Here is an 18202-nt window from a genome sequence, read left to right on the forward strand (position 1 = left end):
GAGAAAATAGAGAGTTAAGTGTGATCAGGGTGGAGCATGATCAAGTCTGCGCGTGAGGTTGTCAGGTCCTTGATGGGCAATCCCATCTCAGCGCTGAGTAACAATCAGCAGCACTGCAACACAGCAATACAAGCGGTGTCGCCAGTTAGTGAGCGAGAGTATGAAGGTCTCGCGAGTGACACTGCATGACGCACAAAGAGGTGCGATCATGGTGCAGTTGAGTGTAAAGGGGACGGCCATTTCCCGTTATTTATAAGGCAGTACCTTAATGGCGAGGTTGAAGCGAGACCGCAATACTTATCTCGCTTAGTGCCAGAACATGGCAATATTGAGTTTAAAGACAACCGTGTACGGCTGTTTTTATAAAGTTAGCCAATGTTCAGTGGTGACGTCAAGCCGTTATCTGTGTTTTATGTGTGATGTCACATTGCATTGCAATGCATTGCATTTAATCTCATTGCATTTTAGGTGTACCCGCTTCCACTTGAGGGGTTAAGGTCACCAGCATAAATCTTTTGGTGGTAGGGACGACCAACACGTTAAACGCCTATAAGAGACAATGTAAGCCGATTCTATTCTAATGGTAGAGCGATAGGAATTAACACTCCTTTAGAGGTGTAGTAGTTCAAGCAAGAGCTCTGATTACTGCTTGGGGATCTTTCGCAAGTACATTCAGTAACACTAAAGCAGGACCTCTTGGTGTTCTATCTCCACGCTCCCAGTGACGTAATGTACCTAGACTGATACCAAATGTAGATGCAAACTCAGTCTGAGTCATTGCTACATTATTACGCACCGCTTTAACGTCAACAGAGTCAAACTTGTGAACTGTAGCCTCTTTGTTTTCGCCATCTGCGAATTCAATGGCTTCCATTAGACCTTGCTGGATACTTTCAAATGCATTAGTCATGATTGCCTCCCGTAACTGTCTGCAAGTATTTTGGTTAGTTTATTAAGAACATTACATTCAGCTTTAGATAAGTTAGCTTTCTCGTCTTTGCCAAAGAGAGAAAGCATAAATAATGGTATTTCTTCACTATGGTAGTAATAGATAACTCTTACACCACCACTTTACCACTGCCCTCTTTTGCCCACCTGAGCTTACGAATTCCACCTGTCCCTTGCATTAACACACCGGCTTTCGGGTGCTCTGCTAGATAATTAATGATTTGCTTGTTCTCTTCCTCAGAAAGGAGCTTTTCAACTCGTTTCTTGTATTCGGGTAATTCAACGATTGTATGCATAAATGACGTGTAAGCCAATGGATTACTTTTTTGCAAGTTTTGATTAAGACACATATCAACGCCGTATTCTTGCGAATCCCCGGTTCTGTCGCAAACTTGAGTCTTTAAGTTAAGGTTTACTTAACGTTGAAAAGCGCTGATTCACTTTGCCAGTTGCGACTGATCTTATGAGTTCGTTTTGGTATCGTTTCTGTTAAGCTCAGAGGACAAAAGCAAAGGTTGTGAGCATCAAAGTGAGGATGAGATGAGCGATGTATTGAAGACAGTGAGTGAGACCGTCAATGATTTACACCAATCAGGCGCGATCGATGAAACGACGTTAAATCAATTTGAAGAGGTGTGTTCAAGACGTCCCGATGCTGCTGAAGAGAAGAAAATACAAGACGTGAAAGACAAGCCCTAGCGAAAATGCGCCGTTTTAAGGCGGCGGCTTTCGATACGTTAATGTGAGTAAAAGGTAAGCCTTCGTGTTAACGAGTCGGGCGGTCGTTATCCCGTTGCTTTTCACACCAAGCGATGATGTTATCGGCTTTTAATGTTGCCCAGCCTAGCAACAGCATCAATACGATCAACGCCCAGCCGGTGACATTGAGCCAAGAAGGAACCTTATCACTGACCGCGATAAAGGGAATCGTCATTAACAACGCACTGAGAATTGGAGCTAACATGATGCCGTCCTCTTGATGTAAGCGCCTATCACCAACGCTCGATTTTCACTGAAGGTTACCTGAGGGCCGAGTAACCACCTAACAAAATGAGATTAGCATAGCGGCTTAACGGCGCAAGTTTTACCCCACACGAGTCTTTAGTTTTGATTTGCTTGTTGCTATTAGTTTATTCAACGTTGGGCCTATGAGATGAATGTCTTGGCAAAGTGGTTGAAGCAATTAAAGAAGCCGATGGCCAACTGCTTATCACTGCTGGCCACGGTAACGCGGAAATGATGGTAAACCCAGAAGCGGGCGGCATCCACACAGCGCACACTAACCTACCTGTTCCACTTATCTACGTGGGCAGCAAAGACGTTGAGTTCAAAGAAGGCGGTAAGCTGTCTGACTTAGCACCAACGATGCTTTTTCTGTCTGGTATTGATATCCCAGCTGAAATGTCAGGTGACGTGATCGTTAAGTAATGGTTTGGCTCAGCGGTTCACGTTGAGCTGTAACGATTTTGAAAGCCCGCACTTCAAAGTGCGGGCTTTTTTATAGATGCGGGATGCGGATAATCGAGTATCGAAGAGCTTTAAGGGCAGGTGTTGGGTGAGAAAAATATGCAGGATATACAGGTAGGGAAGAACAGAAGGACACTACCTTAAACAAAAGACAAAAAGAACGGCCTTGATATATATCGAAAGAGTGACATTTCTTGAATGATTAGGTAGCTTAAGGCTCATACTATACTTGTCTTTTACCTTATCCCTAGGCTGTTTATATGAACTCAAACCCAGACCGTTGGAAGCAAAGACTGCAAAACTTAATGAAAGCGCAGCAAAGGCTTGAGAGAGCGTGCTCACAAGATAGCTACAATGAGTTAGAGCTTGCTGGGTTAGTACAAACTTTTGAATTTTCTTTTGAGCTTACATGGAAGACCCTTAAAGACTTACTTGAGTTTGAAGGGTTTGATGTGGCTTCGCCGAGGAGCGTTTTTCGTACAGCCTTAGAAGCTAAGCACCTATCTTCGGAGCAGTGTGAGATCATGCTTGAAGCACTCATAAAACGAAATTTATTGTCTCACACCTATGATGAGGAAAATGTCCTTGAAGCTCAGTCACTGATCTTAGAGTCATTTTCACCAGTGATAGGGCAAGTCACACTCTATTTAAAGCTTAAATGTGATCAAGAGAGTAAATGTGATCAATAGGTTAAATGTGAACGATAGTTATTTGGTTAGCCCAGGCTCTGTCGGCCTTAAGCCTCATCAATATCAGCTGATTGAGGATGTTGTTTTGAACCATGCTTCAGTCATTCATGCCTGGGTGTTTGGTTCTAGAGCCCTTGGAACTTATAAAGATAACTCTGACATCGATATTGTTATCGAGGGGGACGGTATTTCGTTAAGTGTTGTCGCAGGCTTGCAAGATCGTTTAGAACAATCGTCACTTCCATTCAAGGTTGACTTGCTCGTTAAGCATAAAATTACATCGAATGAGCTACTTGCCCATATTGACACCTATGGGATTAAACTCAAATAATCGAGCGTATTTTTATTAGCGTATCGATGATGTTGATTATTGAACCGATTGTTTACGCTTTGCCAGTTTATCTCGAACCTGAGTACCTGAATTGACTCGGCCATGTTTTGCATCATCAATAGAAAACGATAATAGTTTCATTAGCGCTATAGCTTCTTCTCTATGCTTTCTATCGTCATAAGATTCAATCGTATAAGCGGGCTTACCATTTTGAGTAATGGTCATAGGTTCAGATAAATCGAGGTTGGCTGCGTGCTTTTTTAAGTAACCTATCGTTTCAGTGGACATTATCATTACCTCTTCATATGAAATTTTAAATATAGACTATATGTTGTCTGGTGATAATGGCGCTTCTTGATGGCGAAACGTTTATATTTTTGCTCTAGTGAGACAAATTATTGCGTTTGATCTATAACCGAACGTTCAAAATCCAACAACCATTCCTTGCGGTTCATGCCGCCGGTGTAGCCGGTTAATGTCCCATTCGCGCCGATGACTCTATGGCAGGGAACAACAATACTAAATGGGTTCTTGCCGTTCGCACCACCCACAGCTCTTACGGCTTTTGGGTTGTCCATTCTCTTTGCTTGCTCACCGTAACTGATGGTTTCGCCATAAGGAATAGTGGTTAAAGCCTGCCAAGCTGCTTTTTGAAAGTCAGTGCCTTTTATCGCTCTTAATGGCAAATCGAATTCTATTCGTTGACCTGCAAAGTACTCATCTAACTGTTTCGCTGCCAGTTGGCAAAGGTCATCTGGATTGCTAGTCATTAGCTCTTCGTGATTTACATGGTCAATTTCAATAAGCGACACACCATTGCTCACAATGATCATCTTGCCAATTGGTGCGTCATAAAGCATTTTGTAAGTGGTGTCTTCCATGTCATCTTCCTTCTTTTAGTCTTCTTCTGCTCTCAAGCTCTTCGAATCTCGTATCTGTTTTTGAGGCTCTTCGCATCCCGTTTACCCGAATCTCGCATCTGCTCTTAAGTCGCTTGAAATTTGATTCATGATGCGCAACACGCTACACTCTCTGTATGATTAAAACATTCAAGCATAAAGGTCTCAAAAAGTTTTTTGAGACTGGCAGTAAAGCCGGTATTCAAGCTAAGCATGAGCGTAAGCTTAGGATGCAGTTGGCAGCTATAGATACTGCAACCATTATTGATGATGTTGATCTACCTGGCTTTAAGCTTCACCCATTAAAAGGGGATAGAGATGGTATTTGGTCAATCACAGTAAATGGTAATTGGCGTATTACTTTCGAATTTATTGATGGTAATGCCTATATTTTAAATTATGAGGATTATCACTAATGAGTATGCACAACCCTCCTCACCCAGGTGAGTTTATTTATGACCTATATATGGAACCGTTTGGTTATAGCTGTCGTTTTGTTGCAAAGCAGCTTGATGTATCCCCTTCTACGCTGAATCGTGTTCTTAAAGGCCAAAGTGCAGTTTCTCCTGAAATGGCTTTACGTCTTTCTAAGTCACTGGGTAGAACCCCGGAGAGTTGGTTAACAATGCAGGATCACTATGATCTGTGGCAAGCAAAACAGAACGTTAATCTAGCGAAGGTAAATACGATCAACTTTGCTCTAGCGACATAAATATAACGAAGATGGACTAAGCGCTGCGTAGTCAGCGTTTGTCTTTCAGTTTTTGGTTTGTACTATCCCTCTTCGTATCCCGCATCTGCTTTAGCCCTCACACGAAGCGCAAACAAGTACCCTGAAATACCGCCGACAATGTTCCCCAAGGCTAAGCCTATAAACAGCCCTTCGACACCATCAATTTGGCTGCCTATCCAAGCGAATGGCAAGGTAAAGACAAACAAACGCATGAAGCTCCATTGAAAGGCTTTGAGTGGTTGATGCATGGCATTCATCCCACTGATCAACATCATCACAATGCCTTGGAATCCATAGCTAAAGGGCACGACTAACAGGTAATGCCACAATATGCCTCGGACGGATTCTTCTTGAGAGAACAGGGCAGCCAAAGGAATGCTCAACGGCACCATCATTAAGAAAATCAAACCTTGGAACATCACAGCAAAACGCATACTCAGAAACAGTGCCTTAAAACTGCGCTGAGGGTTGTTTGCGCCAAAGTTCTGCGCCATGAAAGGCGTAAGCGCCGAAGTAAGAGACATCAACACAATGATAAGAATGGACTCGATACGTTGCGCTGCGCCATACGCCGCCACGGCTTCAGTCCCTTGTTTGGCCAGCATCATCATGATGATAGCGCCGGCAAGTGGGTTCAGAGCGTTAGACAAAGCCGCTGGGGTGCCTATTTTTAAGATCTGTCGCCAGTCACTGACGATGTTTGTCAGCTTAGGCGGCGCAAGCAGTTTTTCTCGCACCATCAATACGTAGAGTGAGCCACACAACGCACCAAACCAACTGAAACCACTGGCAATCGCAGCGCCTTGAATCCCCAGTTCAGGAAAAGGCCCATACCCGAAGATAAGTAGCGGATCTAAAACGCCATTGATAAGGCCAGCCAGTAGCATAATCTTGGCGGGTGTTTTAGTATCGCCGCTGGCACGAATGGCGCTGTTGCCTGCCATGGGGATGACCAAAAATGGGATCGCGAGATACCACACAGACATGTATTCCGATATCAGCGGCAACAACTCTTGCTTTGCTCCTAGCAGGGTAAACAGTGGTTCTAAGGCGATAATACCTAATGTAGACGCGCAGCCGACCAGAAGCAGAGCCAGCAATAAGCCATGACAGGTAAAGCGTGCTGCATTTTGTGCGCTGCCTTGGCCAAGCAATCGACCGATACATGTCGATAAGCCAATGCCAATCCCCATGGTGATGCAGTTAATCGCAAAGGTAACTGGAAAGGTAAAGCTCACTGCTGCAAGTGCTTGTGTGCCGAGCAGTGAGATAAAGAAGGTATCGACCAAGTTAAACATCAAGATCGCCACCATACCGAATATGGTCGGTATGGTCATGGTACGCAATGTACTCTCAATTGGGGCAGTTAATAGCCCGTGCTTATCTTGCATGCAAAACGCCGATAGAAACCAAAAGCGTAGGATAAACAGATGCGGGATACGAGTAAACGAAAAGCAGGGAAAGATGAGGGGTGAGAATCTGCACTTTAGCTCACAATTTTTTCGTTCCCCCCTTGGGATCTTTCACATCGCCCCCAACATATTGTTTGACCCACGCTAATCGTGGCAACTATCAAAATTTAAATGGAAATTATCAGGAGATAAGACCGATGAATATCCGTCCTCTACATGACCGAGTTATCGTTGAGCGCCAAGAAGTTGAATCTAAATCTGCTGGTGGCATCGTTCTAACTGGTTCTGCCGCAGAAAAATCGACTCGCGGTATCATTCTAGCTGTTGGCAAAGGCCGCATTCTAGAAAACGGTTCAGTGCAACCGTTGGACGTAAAAGTTGGCGATACCGTTATCTTTGCTGAAGGTTACGGCACGAAAACTGAAAAAATCGACGGCAAAGAAGTTCTGATTATGTCTGAAAACGACATCATGGCGATCGTCGAGTAATCTATTTTTCATTTAACTCTCAGTAAAAGTTATCAGAGCCAGTATTGGATGATTCATATCGTCATTCCAGAAATGAGGAACGAATTATCTGGAATCTAAACAGAGTGCGATTTGAGTAGATTCTGAATCACGTTCGTCCCTCACTGTTCAGAATGACGCGATAACGCTGAGACGCCCCGAAACAAAGAATTTGAAAGGAAATTAAGATGGCTGCTAAAGACGTTAAATTTGGTAATGACGCACGTATTAAAATGCTAGAAGGTGTAAACGTTCTGGCTGACGCAGTAAAAGTAACACTAGGTCCTAAAGGCCGTAACGTTGTTTTAGACAAATCATTTGGCGCACCGACTATCACTAAAGATGGTGTTTCAGTTGCACGTGAAATCGAACTTGAAGACAAGTTCCAAAACATGGGCGCGCAAATGGTTAAAGAAGTGGCTTCGCAAGCGAATGACGCGGCGGGCGACGGTACGACTACAGCAACAGTTCTTGCTCAAGCAATCATCACTGAAGGCTTAAAAGCCGTTGCTGCTGGCATGAACCCAATGGATCTTAAGCGCGGTATCGACAAAGCAGTTATCGCTGCAGTTGAAGAGCTAAAAGGCCTTTCTGTTCCATGTGCAGATACAAAAGCTATCGCGCAAGTAGGTACTATCTCTGCGAACTCTGATTCGACAGTAGGTAACATCATTGCTGAAGCGATGGAAAAAGTAGGTCGTGATGGCGTAATCACGGTTGAAGAAGGTCAGGCTCTACAAGACGAGCTAGACGTAGTTGAAGGTATGCAGTTCGACCGTGGTTACCTATCTCCTTACTTCATCAACAACCAAGAAGCGGGTTCTGTTGATCTAGAAAGCCCATTCATTCTTCTTATCGACAAGAAAGTTTCGAACATCCGTGAACTTCTTCCGACTCTAGAAGCAGTTGCTAAGGCATCTCGTCCACTTCTTATCATCGCTGAAGATGTAGAAGGCGAAGCGCTTGCAACTCTAGTTGTGAACAACATGCGTGGCATCGTTAAAGTGGCTGCTGTTAAAGCGCCTGGTTTCGGTGACCGTCGTAAGTCTATGCTACAAGATATCGCTATCCTAACGGGCGGTACGGTTATCTCTGAAGAGATCGGCCTAGACCTAGAGAAAGTAACGCTAGAAGACCTAGGTCAAGCTAAGCGTGTAACTATCACTAAAGAAAACTCAACCATCATCGATGGCGCGGGCGAAGAAACAATGATCCAAGGTCGCGTTTCTCAAATCCGTCAACAAATCGAAGATGCAACGTCTGACTACGACAAAGAGAAACTTCAAGAGCGCGTAGCTAAGCTAGCTGGCGGTGTTGCAGTAATCAAAGTAGGCGCTGCAACTGAAGTTGAGATGAAAGAGAAGAAAGACCGCGTTGAAGATGCACTTCACGCAACTCGCGCTGCCGTTGAAGAAGGTGTGGTTGCTGGTGGTGGTGTTGCACTTATCCGCGCTGCATCTAAAGTTGCTGGCCTTGAAGGCGACAACGAAGAGCAAAACGTCGGTATCCGTGTTGCACTACGTGCAATGGAATCGCCTATCCGTCAAATCACGAAGAACGCAGGTGATGAAGAGTCTGTTGTTGCTAACAACGTTCGTGCTGGCGAAGGTAACTACGGTTACAACGCGGCGACTGGCGAATACGGCGACATGATTGCAATGGGTATCCTAGATCCAACTAAGGTAACTCGCTCTGCACTTCAGTTCGCAGCGTCAGTTGCTGGTCTTATGATCACAACAGAAGCGATGATCACTGATAAGCCACAAGATTCTGGCCCTGCAATGCCTGATATGGGTGGCATGGGCGGTATGGGTGGCATGGGCGGCATGATGTAGTGCGACAAGGGTCGCATTGACTGTTCCTCAGGATAATGTACTGAGGTGGGCGGAAATATCGTTGGATATAACCGCCCTAGTTATCAACTCCGAGGATGTAATGATAACGCTCTGCCTAGAGTTCCTCTCACCCAACCTCCATGCCCGAAAGGGTCTTCGAAACGGAAATATGTCAGAGGCAGCGTGCTGCCTCTTAGTTAACTATGCCGATGTGCATTCAAAGTAATAATCTTTGGCACCAACGCGCAGGAAACTGCCTTTAAAAAGGAAAGACATGGGACCGACATGCCAATGGTTTGGCATGCCCTCATAAACTGCAGCTCTTGGCTTCTTAGCTGAAAGTGAGTACTCCTCACTGACAGAACAAGAAGAGGTGCTTCAACAGTCAATTGACTGAAGCTTGTGTTTGTATTGTCTTACTCTCAACAACAGTTTGAGTGATAAGACCTACTTTGTAGCAAGTAGTAGCCTAGGGATAGTGCGAATCTGGTAACGGATTGGTGCGAAGCTTCCTGACAATGTACTCCCTGAAAAGGTGTGTCGTTTGCGCGAGCAAATAATACAGATATCGGTAATGACGACCGATTGAGAGGCTAGGCTTGGTTATAAGGTTAACGTATGTGAACTACTGATAAACAACGTCAGCCGCGACGAGCGAAATGTCTTTGTTTGTAGCAATCAATCTAGGTTGATTACTGCAAGGCGCTCTGACCAAAAGGTATGTGGACAGGTTATTCCTTTTACATCTGGGATTACGCTACTGTTGTGCCACCGTTGAATAGGTAGAACCTAAGTAACTAATTGTACAAATACAGGAACTTGGTAAGCCCAATTATTCGCCCTCGAGGCAGGTAACCCGTAAGGGGAGCTGTTGGATGAGTGGGTATGGGAGCGATGGATAAAGCGAATGCTTGGCTGTAATCGCCAAGATAGAGGTTCAGACTTTGCCTCAACTCGAAAGAGTGCAGACTTCCATTAGGTCTTTAATCGTAAGAAGGCTTGTAAAGCCGAAGGATGACTAGCGAACTTCGTTCGCTGGTTGATACTTGTCCCCCTAAGGGTGAATGATACTTCACCCTTAGGGGAGATCTATCTTCACTCCACATGGGGGATCCACCATGAGGAAAGCAAGATGAGTAAGGCACAGTGTCTACCTGCATTCTCATACTCGAACGATAGCTGGCAAACCATTAATTGGAAGCTATGCCATCAAAGAGTAAAGAAGCTACAAGTACGGATTGCGAAGGCAACTAAACACGGCGATAACAGGCAAATTAAAAAGCTACAGCGCATGTTAATACGCTCTTTTTCTGCCAAAGCGATAGCGGTAAAACGGGTAACCGAAAACCGTGGAAAGAAAACATCAGGTGTCGACAAAGTACTTTGGAATACACCAACTTTGAAATGGGATGCTATTCAATCTCTAACGAGTAAAGGCTACAAGCCAATGCCGTTAAGGAGGGTTTACATTCCTAAATCTAATGGTAAAGAACGTCCGCTAGGAATACCGACCATGCGTGATAGAGCAATGCAGGCACTGCACCTGTTAGCGCTAGAACCTGTATCGGAAACCAAAGCGGACAGACATAGCTATGGATTTCGTCCTCACCGCAATTGTGCTGATGCTATTGAACAATGTTTCGTAAACCTCAGTCGCAAGAGTAGTGCCCAATGGGTATTAGAGGGGGATATTAAAGGGTGTTTTGATTTCATTAGTCACGATTGGTTAATCGCTAATATCCCTATGGATAAAGTGATACTCAAGAAGTGGCTTAAATCCGGATTTATGGAATCTGGAAGTTGGAATCCAACAGAAGCAGGTACACCGCAAGGAGGAATTATTTCTCCTGTACTTGCGAATATGGCTTTAGACGGGCTAGATGCGGTGCTGGAATCTCATTTCGGGAAGAAAAACACCAAAGCTAGTTATAAAACTAAGGTTAACTATGTGCGATATGCTGACGACTTCGTCATCACTGGCATCTCGAAAGAGTTGTTAGAGCAAGAAGTACTGCCAATAGTTGAAGCCTTTATGGCGGATCGTGGGTTAGAACTGTCGAAGGAAAAAACATTAATCACACATATAGAGAATGGGTTTGATTTCCTAGGGCAGAACGTTCGGAAATACAAAGGCAAGATGTTAATCAAGCCTGCGAAAAAGAATGTGAAAGTCTTTTTGAAAAACATAAAAGATTATCTCGATAGTCACAAAACGGCTCCAGCGAGTGCAATCATTGCCAAGTTGAACCCGATGATCAGAGGGTGGTGTAATTACCATCGTTGGATCTGTGCTAGTGAGACATTCAAGTATGTAGATTACCGAATCTGGAAGATGCTTTGGCGTTGGTGTCGACGTATCCATTCTAATCGCCGAAAACGCTGGATTAAAGATAAATACTTTAAGTCAGTAGGGGATAGGAATTGGGTATTCAGTGCACCAAGACCAAAAGAGGAAGATGGCTACTACCGTTTGCTTTACGCATCGAGAGTGAAAATCGACAAGCATGTAAAGATTAAGGCATTAACGAATTGTTACTTACCAGAAGATGAGCAATATTTTGAAAGTTTGACGATCAGAAGATTGAAGAAATCTTTATCAGGTAACATGAAGCTTTGGAAGATTGCCGAAAGGCAGGGTTTCCAGTGTGCGGTATGCCACCGGCAGTTTGCCTCTGAAGATGAATGGGATGTTCACCATATCATTCGACGAGTCGATGGTGGTTCGGACAATAGCGAAAATCTTATGATGTTGCATATTAATTGTCATAGGCAATTACATGTTTGAGTTGCTGGCATTTACTTAGGTAGGTGCTTATAAAGGCTTGAGCCGTATGCGGGGAAACTCGCACGTACGGTTCTTAGGGGGCGGTGTCGCAGTAATGCGTCGCTGCTACCCTACATCATCCCCCTTTCTCTATAGCAGAGAAAGTCACACATAAGCTTTAGAAAACGGAGACTTCGGTCTCCGTTTTTTTGCTCTTAAGCCTTATTTATTCGCATCCCGTATCTGTATTTCAGCTTCACCATCACCCTTTTTTCCAAAGCTCCTTGGTCAGCCTGCCTTGTGCGTAAACTGTTGTTCATCAATTTTTTGCAGCATCATGTCACGCTTAAATGGTTTTGGAAGATAATCGTTCATTCCACACTCGAAGCAACGTTTAATATCATCATCGAGCACGGATGCCGTTAAAGCGAGGATATGTGTTGCCTGAATTTGCAGGTTTTCTTCATAGCGCCTGATTCGCTCTGTTGCCTCAAAGCCATCTACATTCGGCATCATGCAGTCCATCAAGATAAGGCCGATGTCTTGATGATGCTCTTTATATAAATCAATCGCTTCTTGTCCATCATTGGCAACCCAATATTCAATCCCTAACTTATCTAAATTGATACATACCACCTTCTGATTTACGCGGTTATCTTCAACTATGAGGACTTTTTGACGTACAGTCGCTTCTATCGGCTCAGGTTGATGTTGAGGGGGTTGTGGCTGTGACCTTTCAAGCACGGAGTTCAACATGCTACTTAAGCGGGAACCGAGCATAGGAAGAGTCACATAGCCTGAGATAAAATGACACTCACTCATAGGATCACTAAGATTATCTTTCACTATGATGATTTTCACCTCTGGTGCTAAGCGATGCAGTGTTTTGGCTTGGTTAATATCTTCCATCAAAGCGATCTCTGGGAGGTCAGTTGCCGCCAAGTTTGTTTCGATTGATTTTAGTTGTGGTGAGTAACCAAGGCGGAACAAGTCATCGAGTAAAAGTTTCGATGGCGCATCTGAATAATAGATAACGGTTTGTTTACGATTTTTATGTTCAGAATGATCTGATGGCACTACGGTTAATTGGAAATGAAAGCAACTGCCCACGTCCTTCTCTGACTCAACGTTTATCGAGCCTCCCATCATTTCCACCATACGTGACGAAATACTAAGCCCTAATCCGGTCCCCGCAATATTGGAGGTGATGTTGGTATCTTCTTGGCAAAACGCTTTGAAAATGTGCTCTTGTTGGTCTGCTGCGATACCAATACCCGTATCTCGAACAGAAAACTCGACCACACACTCTGTTTCCAATGATGGAAGCCGTTTAGCGGTGAATACGATAGAGCCTTGTTCTGTAAATTTGATCGCATTTGAGGCTAAATTCATCAACACTTGGCGAATTTTATTCCCATCAACATGAATGTACTCTGGGAGCTCGCCATCAATTTCAACTTCCAACTTAATCTGCTTTTGATAAGCTTTAGAAGAAATCAGAGTCACGCTATCAAACAGCAGCTCTCTTAAGTCTGTCGTATGTGGATTAATTTCCAGTTTACCCGATTCAATTTTGGACAGATCGAGAACATCGTTGATCAACATAAGTAAGGTTTGAGAAGAGGTATAGATAGTCCCAAGGCAGTCTTTCTGTTCTGCGGATAGTTTGGTTTCTGCCAGTATTTCTGACATACCAATCACGCCATTAAGCGGTGTCCGTATCTCATGAGACATATTGGCAAGAAAGGCACTTTTTGCGCGGTTTGCTTGTCGTGCTTTCTCTTGTGAAACAATCAATTGAGTTTCAAGTTGACTGGCACGCCACACAACATAAAGCAGCACCAGTAACGTCACCCCTCCTAATGCGGCTGTCGATAAGTAGCTGTACGACTTTATCTGCGTCAGGCTCTCTGCGATCTGCTTGGGTGTTTCGGTGAAAAGTAAGTTGAGCTCATCTTCAACATGATAAATACTGCTGGTGAGTTCTCCTTTGAGGCCGCTATCAGAGCTGTACCCGACACTCTTTAACCCTCGCTGCAATCGCCAAAAGTGGCGTTTAAAATTATTAAACGAAGCTAATGCACTGATCGTTCGGGAATTCTGTTCTATTTCATCTTGGATTTTGAACAATGAATCGACAATCTTATCTAATGTTGTCTGATCAAAATCGGTAAAGAACTGATACATGAGATCTTGTGTTTCTAAAGTCAATTCTTCAAGCTGCACATTATTGGATTCATGTACGAAGCGCTCAAGTGTCAACGCTGCATTTTTTAGTTTCTCAATGAGCCCAATTTGGTCCCTCTTGCCATGTATGCTGACTAACTCAAGGGCTAATAATGTAAAGGCGGTGTGGTACTCGTCGAGATACTCGACAACTTTGGCATAATTAAAAGAAATATTGAGGTCGCTTCGTACGATTTTCCCATCGATCTCAGCCAGCTTTTCGATCAGCTGACTTCGCTTTATATTGAGTTGTTCTTGAATCTCTGGTTGCCTTGTGGAAACAAACTGCTGCTCTTGTCGTCTGACAGAGAGCATAACGCTATAAGCTTCAGAAAGACTGAGCTGGAGATTAATCATGTCCTGCTCTTTGTTCTTCAGAGCATGGCTAACATAGATATAGAGGCCTAAAAATAACACGATAGCCAAAAAACCACGCGAAATAATCGCTTTAATGGTCTGTTTATTCGTAGGTTCCTTAATCATGCTATTCCCACTGTTTCATATCGTTCTATTCCTATATTAGAATTTAGTTTATTTTCAGAATTTTACGAACATTAGTTTTTGAATACCTGAGGTCTGTTGAGCTTTTATCAATAAATTTTTTAGGATGACATCGCTTTAGATGCGGCAATAAGTGTGTGGGCTATAAGCTTGTGAAACATGTTGATTTTCTCGCCTAGATTTTTGTTTGGAATAATAAGCGTTAGAGCGGAGGTTTCGGTCTCTGTTTTTTTTGCTTTTCGCATCTCGTTCACTCGAATCCCGCATCTGCTCTTAACCATTGCTCTTTATGATTTAGCGGCTTATATTCAACAGTACAGTTATTACATTGATTTAACATGGGTAGCTGTTGAATAAAGGACAATAAATGCTTGATTAAAAATGGATTAATCAAGTTAACAATAAGTCAGTGGAGACTCCCCAATGAAAAAACTACTTTCAGTACTTGCTGTGTCGGCAGCAGTAATGGCACCGGCAGCATTTGCTTCTTCGCCTGTTATGTTTTCAACGATTAACGGTTTCAACGCACCTGATTCAGATGCGGTTGGCGGTGTGCGTTTGGCTCTGCTTCACGGACAAGTAAACGACCTTAAAGGTGTCGATCTTGCCGTTGTTGGTATGTCTGAGACGCAAACGACCACAGGTGTGAACCTGGGTATTTTTGGTGCATCAAAAGTGAACCAAGAAATGACCGGTGCATCTCTAGGTTTCTTCAACTGGAACACGGGTAAAACAACGGGTGTTAACCTTGGTGCTGTGAACATTACTAATGATGTGAAAGGCGCGAACGTGAGTTTCGTCAACTACTCAGAAGGTAACACTATGGTTGATGTTGGCGCTGCGAACCTTTCAGAAGTGTCTACGGTTCAGGTTGGTATCTTCAACAAAACCAACAAAATCGAAGGCGTACAAGTTGGTCTGATCAACTGTGCTGACAACGGTTTCTTCCCGTGCTTCCCGATTGTAAACTTTGCTAAGTAAGGCTTAGTGTTACTATAGTGATTCATAACGCCTAAGTGCATCTGACTTAGGCGTTATTGCAACTCAACATTTTCTTATAGATATCCAAACGCCCCTCCAAAATAGATAAGCATATTGTTTTATATTTCCTATTGCAGTATTTTTACTTATGAGTACAATGTGCGATAAATCCCTAATGATGATTTATATGCTTTGATTAACCACCATACCGTCGATTTTAAAAAGGCTTTCTTAGGCCTGACCGCCAGTTTTTTAGTAGTTTTGAGCTTGTTGCTCGTTGATTCAGCGGAAGAATCAGATAAACAGTATGGAATGGAAAACCAAGGCGTAACACGCTCTTTAGCGGAGCTCACACAGATCATAAATGCGCTTGAGTACAACATCACTGCGCTTTATCCACTGCATGGGGATACCTACGTATTCTCGCATGACAAAAAGATCGAGGGTGAGACGTGTTACTTCACCAGTGAGGAGCAACATGCCCCTCGTTTTGATTTTATGTTCTCTGGCCCTCGCGAGATGTGCAACCCGGAATCGGACCTTTATACCGAAGCGGGTAAGCGCCTGTTCATCGCGCCGACCATGGCTTATTTTGCCAATACCATTGATACCATCTCTGCGATTTATTTCATTTCAAAAGAGAAATTCATTATCTCTTCGCCTTCTGATTTTGCCAGTTACATTAAGGGCGACACCTTTGATTCGGTTGTGAATAGCAGGCCTTATTGGGTGAACACGATTCGCTTTGGCTTAGCTCAAGGGCAAGACCAAGTGGTGTATACCGGCCAATATGATGACTACCTGACAGGTCAGAAAGTGGTGACCTTAACCAAAGGAATCTACGTTAATGGTGAGTTTAAAGGGGTGTTGGGTGTCGATTGCTATGTCTCGAACCTAGTATCGAACCCTACCCATGGCTATAAAGTCACCAGTACTCGAGGCGCAAACAAATACGGGTTTATGGATTTTACGTATTCCAAGCCTCTGTATGTCAATGACATTGACACCCAGTTATATCTGAGTATTGAAGAAGATAAGAGCGAGCGCTTTCTGCATGTATTGGAGATGGAGAAGATTCAGCTTTCGATACTGTTGGTTTTGTATCTGCTCTCGGTTTTATGGCTATGGCGCTTCTATACAAGACAAGAGCACCAGCGTTTAAATGAGCTAGCAATGCGCGACCCATTAACGGGCTTGCTGAATCGACGTGGTTTTGAGGCTCGATTACTGGCGCAAGATGAGGAGCCGATTATTGGTGTTGGCGTGTTTGATATCGATGATTTCAAAGTCGTTAATGATCAGCATGGCCATAAAGTGGGGGACGAGGTGATTTGCCATGTTGCTCGGTTGATGCTGAACAGCGTTAGACAGCAAGATATCGTGGCTCGATTTGGTGGCGAAGAGTTTGTAGTCGCGATTACGGGTGAATCGTCTGAGTTGCTTTCATCGATCTTTGAGCGAATTCAAAACGACATTAGCCTACAGAGTTATCGATGCCCTACGGGTGACAAGATTAGTATCTCAGTGTCTGGTGGCGCAACGCTTTACTCTTTGTATAAGTTCGACAGCGTAGGGCACTTGTGGGAAAACCAGAGTATTCGTTCGTCTGATGAGCAGCTCTATAAGGCAAAGGCTGCGGGTAAGAATCAGGTGTGCATTCAGGTGTATTAAGTTCTCCCAAAATAATGCGAAGCCTAGTCGTTTGACTAGGCTTCTTTGTATCATTGGCATTACCACTAAGGCTATCAAGTGCTGCGCTATTTCTTCACGCGACCTTTTCGCATCCACTTTTGGTGAACGCCACGACGTAAGCTTTGGAAGCTGTTTTCCACTTTATCGACACCAAGCAGAATCACTAGCGCCATTAGCGTGATAATGACCGATTGGGAAAGATGCCCTAGTGCGATCATCATACCTAATGCTGCGAGTACCCAGATAATTGCGGCTGAAGTCACGCCATGAATCTTGCCATCCAGTGTCATCATTACACCAGCCCCAAGAAATCCAACACCCGTAATTATCTGACCAAGCACACGAGCTTGATCGAGTGTGTTGGGGGATAGGCTGATCGCCATGGTGAGGAAGAAATAGGTACCACTGATGATCAGAATCGACGTTCGGATTCCGACGGGTTTACCGCGTGTTTGCCTTTCGATTCCGATTAAAGAACCACACAGCATGCATGCAGCGAGGCCTGCCCAGCTAAAGGGGGCAAGGTTGAGAGTTTGTTCTATAAATTGTGACATATCACCCCTCCTAAAAATTTAGAATAGAGCCGAGTATGCTAATAATAGACCGGACGATCGAACAAAAACTTTTTGTCTTAACGATTGATAAAGATTACTTAAAACCTAGCAGCCGCTTGTTGTTAAGGTGAAGGCTGGTGTCGTGGTCTCCGTCGCTTCTTGGTACTCAAGATAACAGTTATCTGCCTGATTTTTTCGGCTCGAAGGCGCATAAAGAATAATGCCATCGTTCGCGTCAGTGTTGGTAAAGAACCAGTCAGCTCTGCCCGTATCCCAAACCGCATCCAAGAACGTGGATTCGATAAGCATTGACCAAGTTTGATCGTTCATCGCTGCAGGGTAACCGTAAGCGACCAATATATCGTCACCCTCAACATTAATCGATGCGCTAGCTGCTTTATCTAAGCCCAATGCTGATGTCTTACCATAAAGCATAGCACTTGCGCCCTCCATTCCGCCTTTAAGGCCGTTTAATGTCGAGATACGAGCATCGGTTTGAAGGTTGAGGAACTTAGAAGCTGCAGTGACCGACACAATACCTAGAATCACGATCACCACGACCAGCTCGATGATGGTGAAACCTCTTGAGCTGAACCTAAGCGCTGGTTGAGATGTGGTTGCTGGTGGAGCAACTGAGGTATTGTGTTTCATTGATACAACTTCT

At 44.0% G+C, this 18202-nt stretch carries 19 protein-coding genes and 1 pseudogene; 11 read left to right on the forward strand and 9 right to left on the reverse strand.

All coding sequences use genetic code 11. The features are described from left to right. Positions 1–625: 625 nt before the first annotated feature. Both nadS and AB6E85_RS07155 read right to left on the reverse strand, forming a co-directional pair. Positions 626–910, reverse strand: a complete 285-nt coding sequence (nadS, locus tag AB6E85_RS07150; RefSeq protein WP_017067989.1) for a NadS family protein — start codon at positions 908–910, stop codon at positions 626–628. Positions 911–1058: 148 nt separating this feature from the next. Next, entirely contained in the window at positions 1059–1298 is a 240-nt protein-coding gene (locus AB6E85_RS07155; RefSeq protein ID WP_372083173.1) for a hypothetical protein, read from the reverse strand. A 190-nt stretch (positions 1299–1488) separates the two neighbouring features. Here AB6E85_RS07155 and AB6E85_RS07160 point away from each other — a divergent pair, with 190 nt between their 5' ends. Then, positions 1489–1647: a hypothetical protein gene (locus AB6E85_RS07160; RefSeq protein WP_170962346.1), complete on the forward strand. Its 159-nt coding sequence runs from the start codon at positions 1489–1491 to the stop codon at positions 1645–1647. Positions 1648–1714: 67 nt separating this feature from the next. Here the strand turns inward: AB6E85_RS07160 and AB6E85_RS07165 are convergent, their stop codons facing one another. Further along, positions 1715–1912 (reverse strand): hypothetical protein, encoded by a 198-nt coding sequence (locus AB6E85_RS07165; RefSeq protein ID WP_371714710.1) that lies wholly within the window; start codon positions 1910–1912, stop codon positions 1715–1717. Between the two features lie 188 nt (positions 1913–2100). Between AB6E85_RS07165 and AB6E85_RS07170 the strand changes: the two are divergent. The 3 genes and pseudogenes from AB6E85_RS07170 to AB6E85_RS07180 form a co-directional block, all read left to right on the forward strand. Beyond that, positions 2101–2376 (forward strand): annotated as a pseudogene (locus tag AB6E85_RS07170) (2,3-bisphosphoglycerate-independent phosphoglycerate mutase); the annotation flags it as partial. A 299-nt stretch (positions 2377–2675) separates the two neighbouring features. Continuing rightward, entirely contained in the window at positions 2676–3104 is a 429-nt protein-coding gene (locus AB6E85_RS07175) for an HI0074 family nucleotidyltransferase substrate-binding subunit (RefSeq protein WP_102481904.1), read from the forward strand. A 7-nt stretch (positions 3105–3111) separates the two neighbouring features. Then, positions 3112–3435: a nucleotidyltransferase family protein gene (locus AB6E85_RS07180; RefSeq protein WP_372083174.1), complete on the forward strand. Its 324-nt coding sequence runs from the start codon at positions 3112–3114 to the stop codon at positions 3433–3435. A 36-nt stretch (positions 3436–3471) separates the two neighbouring features. On the opposite strand, the gene AB6E85_RS07185 is transcribed toward AB6E85_RS07180, so the two are convergent. Together AB6E85_RS07185 and AB6E85_RS07190 are read right to left on the reverse strand one after the other, a co-directional pair. Then, positions 3472–3723, reverse strand: coding sequence for a type II toxin-antitoxin system Phd/YefM family antitoxin (locus tag AB6E85_RS07185; protein ID WP_372142037.1), 252 nt, complete (start codon positions 3721–3723; stop codon positions 3472–3474). A 107-nt stretch (positions 3724–3830) separates the two neighbouring features. Then, the gene (locus AB6E85_RS07190; RefSeq protein WP_372142038.1) at positions 3831–4316 is read right to left on the reverse strand and encodes a methylated-DNA--[protein]-cysteine S-methyltransferase; all 486 of its coding nucleotides are present in this window, start codon (positions 4314–4316) and stop codon (positions 3831–3833) included. 155 nt (positions 4317–4471) lie between these two features. On the opposite strand from AB6E85_RS07190, the gene AB6E85_RS07195 reads away from it, so the two are divergent. Together AB6E85_RS07195 and AB6E85_RS07200 are read left to right on the forward strand one after the other, a co-directional pair. Next, positions 4472–4750 carry a type II toxin-antitoxin system RelE/ParE family toxin gene (locus AB6E85_RS07195; RefSeq protein WP_017067997.1) on the forward strand — a complete coding sequence of 93 codons (279 nt, stop codon included), beginning with the start codon at positions 4472–4474 and terminating at the stop codon, positions 4748–4750. Next, positions 4750–5046 carry a HigA family addiction module antitoxin gene (locus tag AB6E85_RS07200; RefSeq protein ID WP_017067998.1) on the forward strand — a complete coding sequence of 99 codons (297 nt, stop codon included), beginning with the start codon at positions 4750–4752 and terminating at the stop codon, positions 5044–5046. Before AB6E85_RS07195 ends, AB6E85_RS07200 begins: the two co-directional genes overlap by 1 nt. Positions 5047–5108: 62 nt before the next feature. Here AB6E85_RS07200 and AB6E85_RS07205 read toward each other — a convergent pair whose 3' ends face one another. Then, positions 5109–6458, reverse strand: coding sequence for an MATE family efflux transporter (locus AB6E85_RS07205; RefSeq protein WP_372142040.1), 1350 nt, complete (start codon positions 6456–6458; stop codon positions 5109–5111). A 218-nt stretch (positions 6459–6676) separates the two neighbouring features. On the opposite strand from AB6E85_RS07205, the gene AB6E85_RS07210 reads away from it, so the two are divergent. From AB6E85_RS07210 to ltrA, 3 genes are all read left to right on the forward strand, one after another. After that, on the forward strand, positions 6677–6967 hold the full coding sequence (locus tag AB6E85_RS07210; RefSeq protein WP_010433998.1) for a co-chaperone GroES: 291 nt from the start codon (positions 6677–6679) through the stop codon (positions 6965–6967). A gap of 206 nt (positions 6968–7173) precedes the next feature. Then, complete coding sequence (groL, locus tag AB6E85_RS07215) at positions 7174–8820, forward strand: chaperonin GroEL (protein ID WP_102397875.1); 1647 nt, start codon at positions 7174–7176, stop codon at positions 8818–8820. A 1132-nt stretch (positions 8821–9952) separates the two neighbouring features. Then, positions 9953–11605, forward strand: a complete 1653-nt coding sequence (gene ltrA, locus AB6E85_RS07220) for a group II intron reverse transcriptase/maturase (protein ID WP_017071097.1) — start codon at positions 9953–9955, stop codon at positions 11603–11605. Positions 11606–11872: 267 nt separating this feature from the next. Here the strand turns inward: ltrA and AB6E85_RS07225 are convergent, their stop codons facing one another. Further along, positions 11873–14293 (reverse strand): ATP-binding protein, encoded by a 2421-nt coding sequence (locus AB6E85_RS07225; protein ID WP_372142043.1) that lies wholly within the window; start codon positions 14291–14293, stop codon positions 11873–11875. A gap of 441 nt (positions 14294–14734) precedes the next feature. Here AB6E85_RS07225 and AB6E85_RS07230 point away from each other — a divergent pair, with 441 nt between their 5' ends. Beyond that, the gene (locus AB6E85_RS07230) at positions 14735–15292 is read left to right on the forward strand and encodes a VC2662 family protein (RefSeq protein ID WP_017068001.1); all 558 of its coding nucleotides are present in this window, start codon (positions 14735–14737) and stop codon (positions 15290–15292) included. A gap of 192 nt (positions 15293–15484) precedes the next feature. Then, the gene (locus AB6E85_RS07235; RefSeq protein ID WP_372142045.1) at positions 15485–16963 is read left to right on the forward strand and encodes a diguanylate cyclase; all 1479 of its coding nucleotides are present in this window, start codon (positions 15485–15487) and stop codon (positions 16961–16963) included. Positions 16964–17049: 86 nt separating this feature from the next. Here the strand turns inward: AB6E85_RS07235 and AB6E85_RS07240 are convergent, their stop codons facing one another. Beyond that, positions 17050–17538 (reverse strand): MgtC/SapB family protein, encoded by a 489-nt coding sequence (locus AB6E85_RS07240; RefSeq protein WP_004733333.1) that lies wholly within the window; start codon positions 17536–17538, stop codon positions 17050–17052. Positions 17539–17643: 105 nt separating this feature from the next. Beyond that, positions 17644–18189 carry a prepilin-type N-terminal cleavage/methylation domain-containing protein gene (locus tag AB6E85_RS07245; protein ID WP_372142047.1) on the reverse strand — a complete coding sequence of 182 codons (546 nt, stop codon included), beginning with the start codon at positions 18187–18189 and terminating at the stop codon, positions 17644–17646. Positions 18190–18202 lie beyond the last annotated feature (13 nt).

The sequence above is a fragment of the Vibrio sp. 10N.247.311.51 genome (assembly GCF_041467855.1).
In the GTDB taxonomy this organism is placed as follows: domain Bacteria; phylum Pseudomonadota; class Gammaproteobacteria; order Enterobacterales; family Vibrionaceae; genus Vibrio; species Vibrio coralliirubri.

What these genes read in the sequence shown, in the direction of transcription:
- nadS (WP_017067989.1), bottom strand. Translation starts at nt 910, where the DNA reads ATGACTAATGCATTTGAAAGTATCCAGCAAGGTCTAATGGAAGCCATT.
- AB6E85_RS07155 (WP_372083173.1), bottom strand. Translation starts at nt 1,298, where the DNA reads ATGTGTCTTAATCAAAACTTGCAAAAAAGTAATCCATTGGCTTACACG.
- AB6E85_RS07160 (WP_170962346.1), top strand. Translation starts at nt 1,489, where the DNA reads ATGAGCGATGTATTGAAGACAGTGAGTGAGACCGTCAATGATTTACAC.
- AB6E85_RS07165 (WP_371714710.1), bottom strand. Translation starts at nt 1,912, where the DNA reads ATGTTAGCTCCAATTCTCAGTGCGTTGTTAATGACGATTCCCTTTATC.
- AB6E85_RS07175 (WP_102481904.1), top strand. Translation starts at nt 2,676, where the DNA reads ATGAACTCAAACCCAGACCGTTGGAAGCAAAGACTGCAAAACTTAATG.
- AB6E85_RS07185 (WP_372142037.1), bottom strand. Translation starts at nt 3,723, where the DNA reads ATGTCCACTGAAACGATAGGTTACTTAAAAAAGCACGCAGCCAACCTC.
- AB6E85_RS07190 (WP_372142038.1), bottom strand. Translation starts at nt 4,316, where the DNA reads ATGGAAGACACCACTTACAAAATGCTTTATGACGCACCAATTGGCAAG.
- AB6E85_RS07195 (WP_017067997.1), top strand. Translation starts at nt 4,472, where the DNA reads ATGATTAAAACATTCAAGCATAAAGGTCTCAAAAAGTTTTTTGAGACT.
- AB6E85_RS07200 (WP_017067998.1), top strand. Translation starts at nt 4,750, where the DNA reads ATGAGTATGCACAACCCTCCTCACCCAGGTGAGTTTATTTATGACCTA.
- AB6E85_RS07205 (WP_372142040.1), bottom strand. Translation starts at nt 6,458, where the DNA reads ATGCAAGATAAGCACGGGCTATTAACTGCCCCAATTGAGAGTACATTG.
- AB6E85_RS07210 (WP_010433998.1), top strand. Translation starts at nt 6,677, where the DNA reads ATGAATATCCGTCCTCTACATGACCGAGTTATCGTTGAGCGCCAAGAA.
- groL (WP_102397875.1), top strand. Translation starts at nt 7,174, where the DNA reads ATGGCTGCTAAAGACGTTAAATTTGGTAATGACGCACGTATTAAAATG.
- ltrA (WP_017071097.1), top strand. Translation starts at nt 9,953, where the DNA reads ATGAGTAAGGCACAGTGTCTACCTGCATTCTCATACTCGAACGATAGC.
- AB6E85_RS07225 (WP_372142043.1), bottom strand. Translation starts at nt 14,293, where the DNA reads ATGATTAAGGAACCTACGAATAAACAGACCATTAAAGCGATTATTTCG.
- AB6E85_RS07230 (WP_017068001.1), top strand. Translation starts at nt 14,735, where the DNA reads ATGAAAAAACTACTTTCAGTACTTGCTGTGTCGGCAGCAGTAATGGCA.
- AB6E85_RS07240 (WP_004733333.1), bottom strand. Translation starts at nt 17,538, where the DNA reads ATGTCACAATTTATAGAACAAACTCTCAACCTTGCCCCCTTTAGCTGG.
- AB6E85_RS07245 (WP_372142047.1), bottom strand. Translation starts at nt 18,189, where the DNA reads ATGAAACACAATACCTCAGTTGCTCCACCAGCAACCACATCTCAACCA.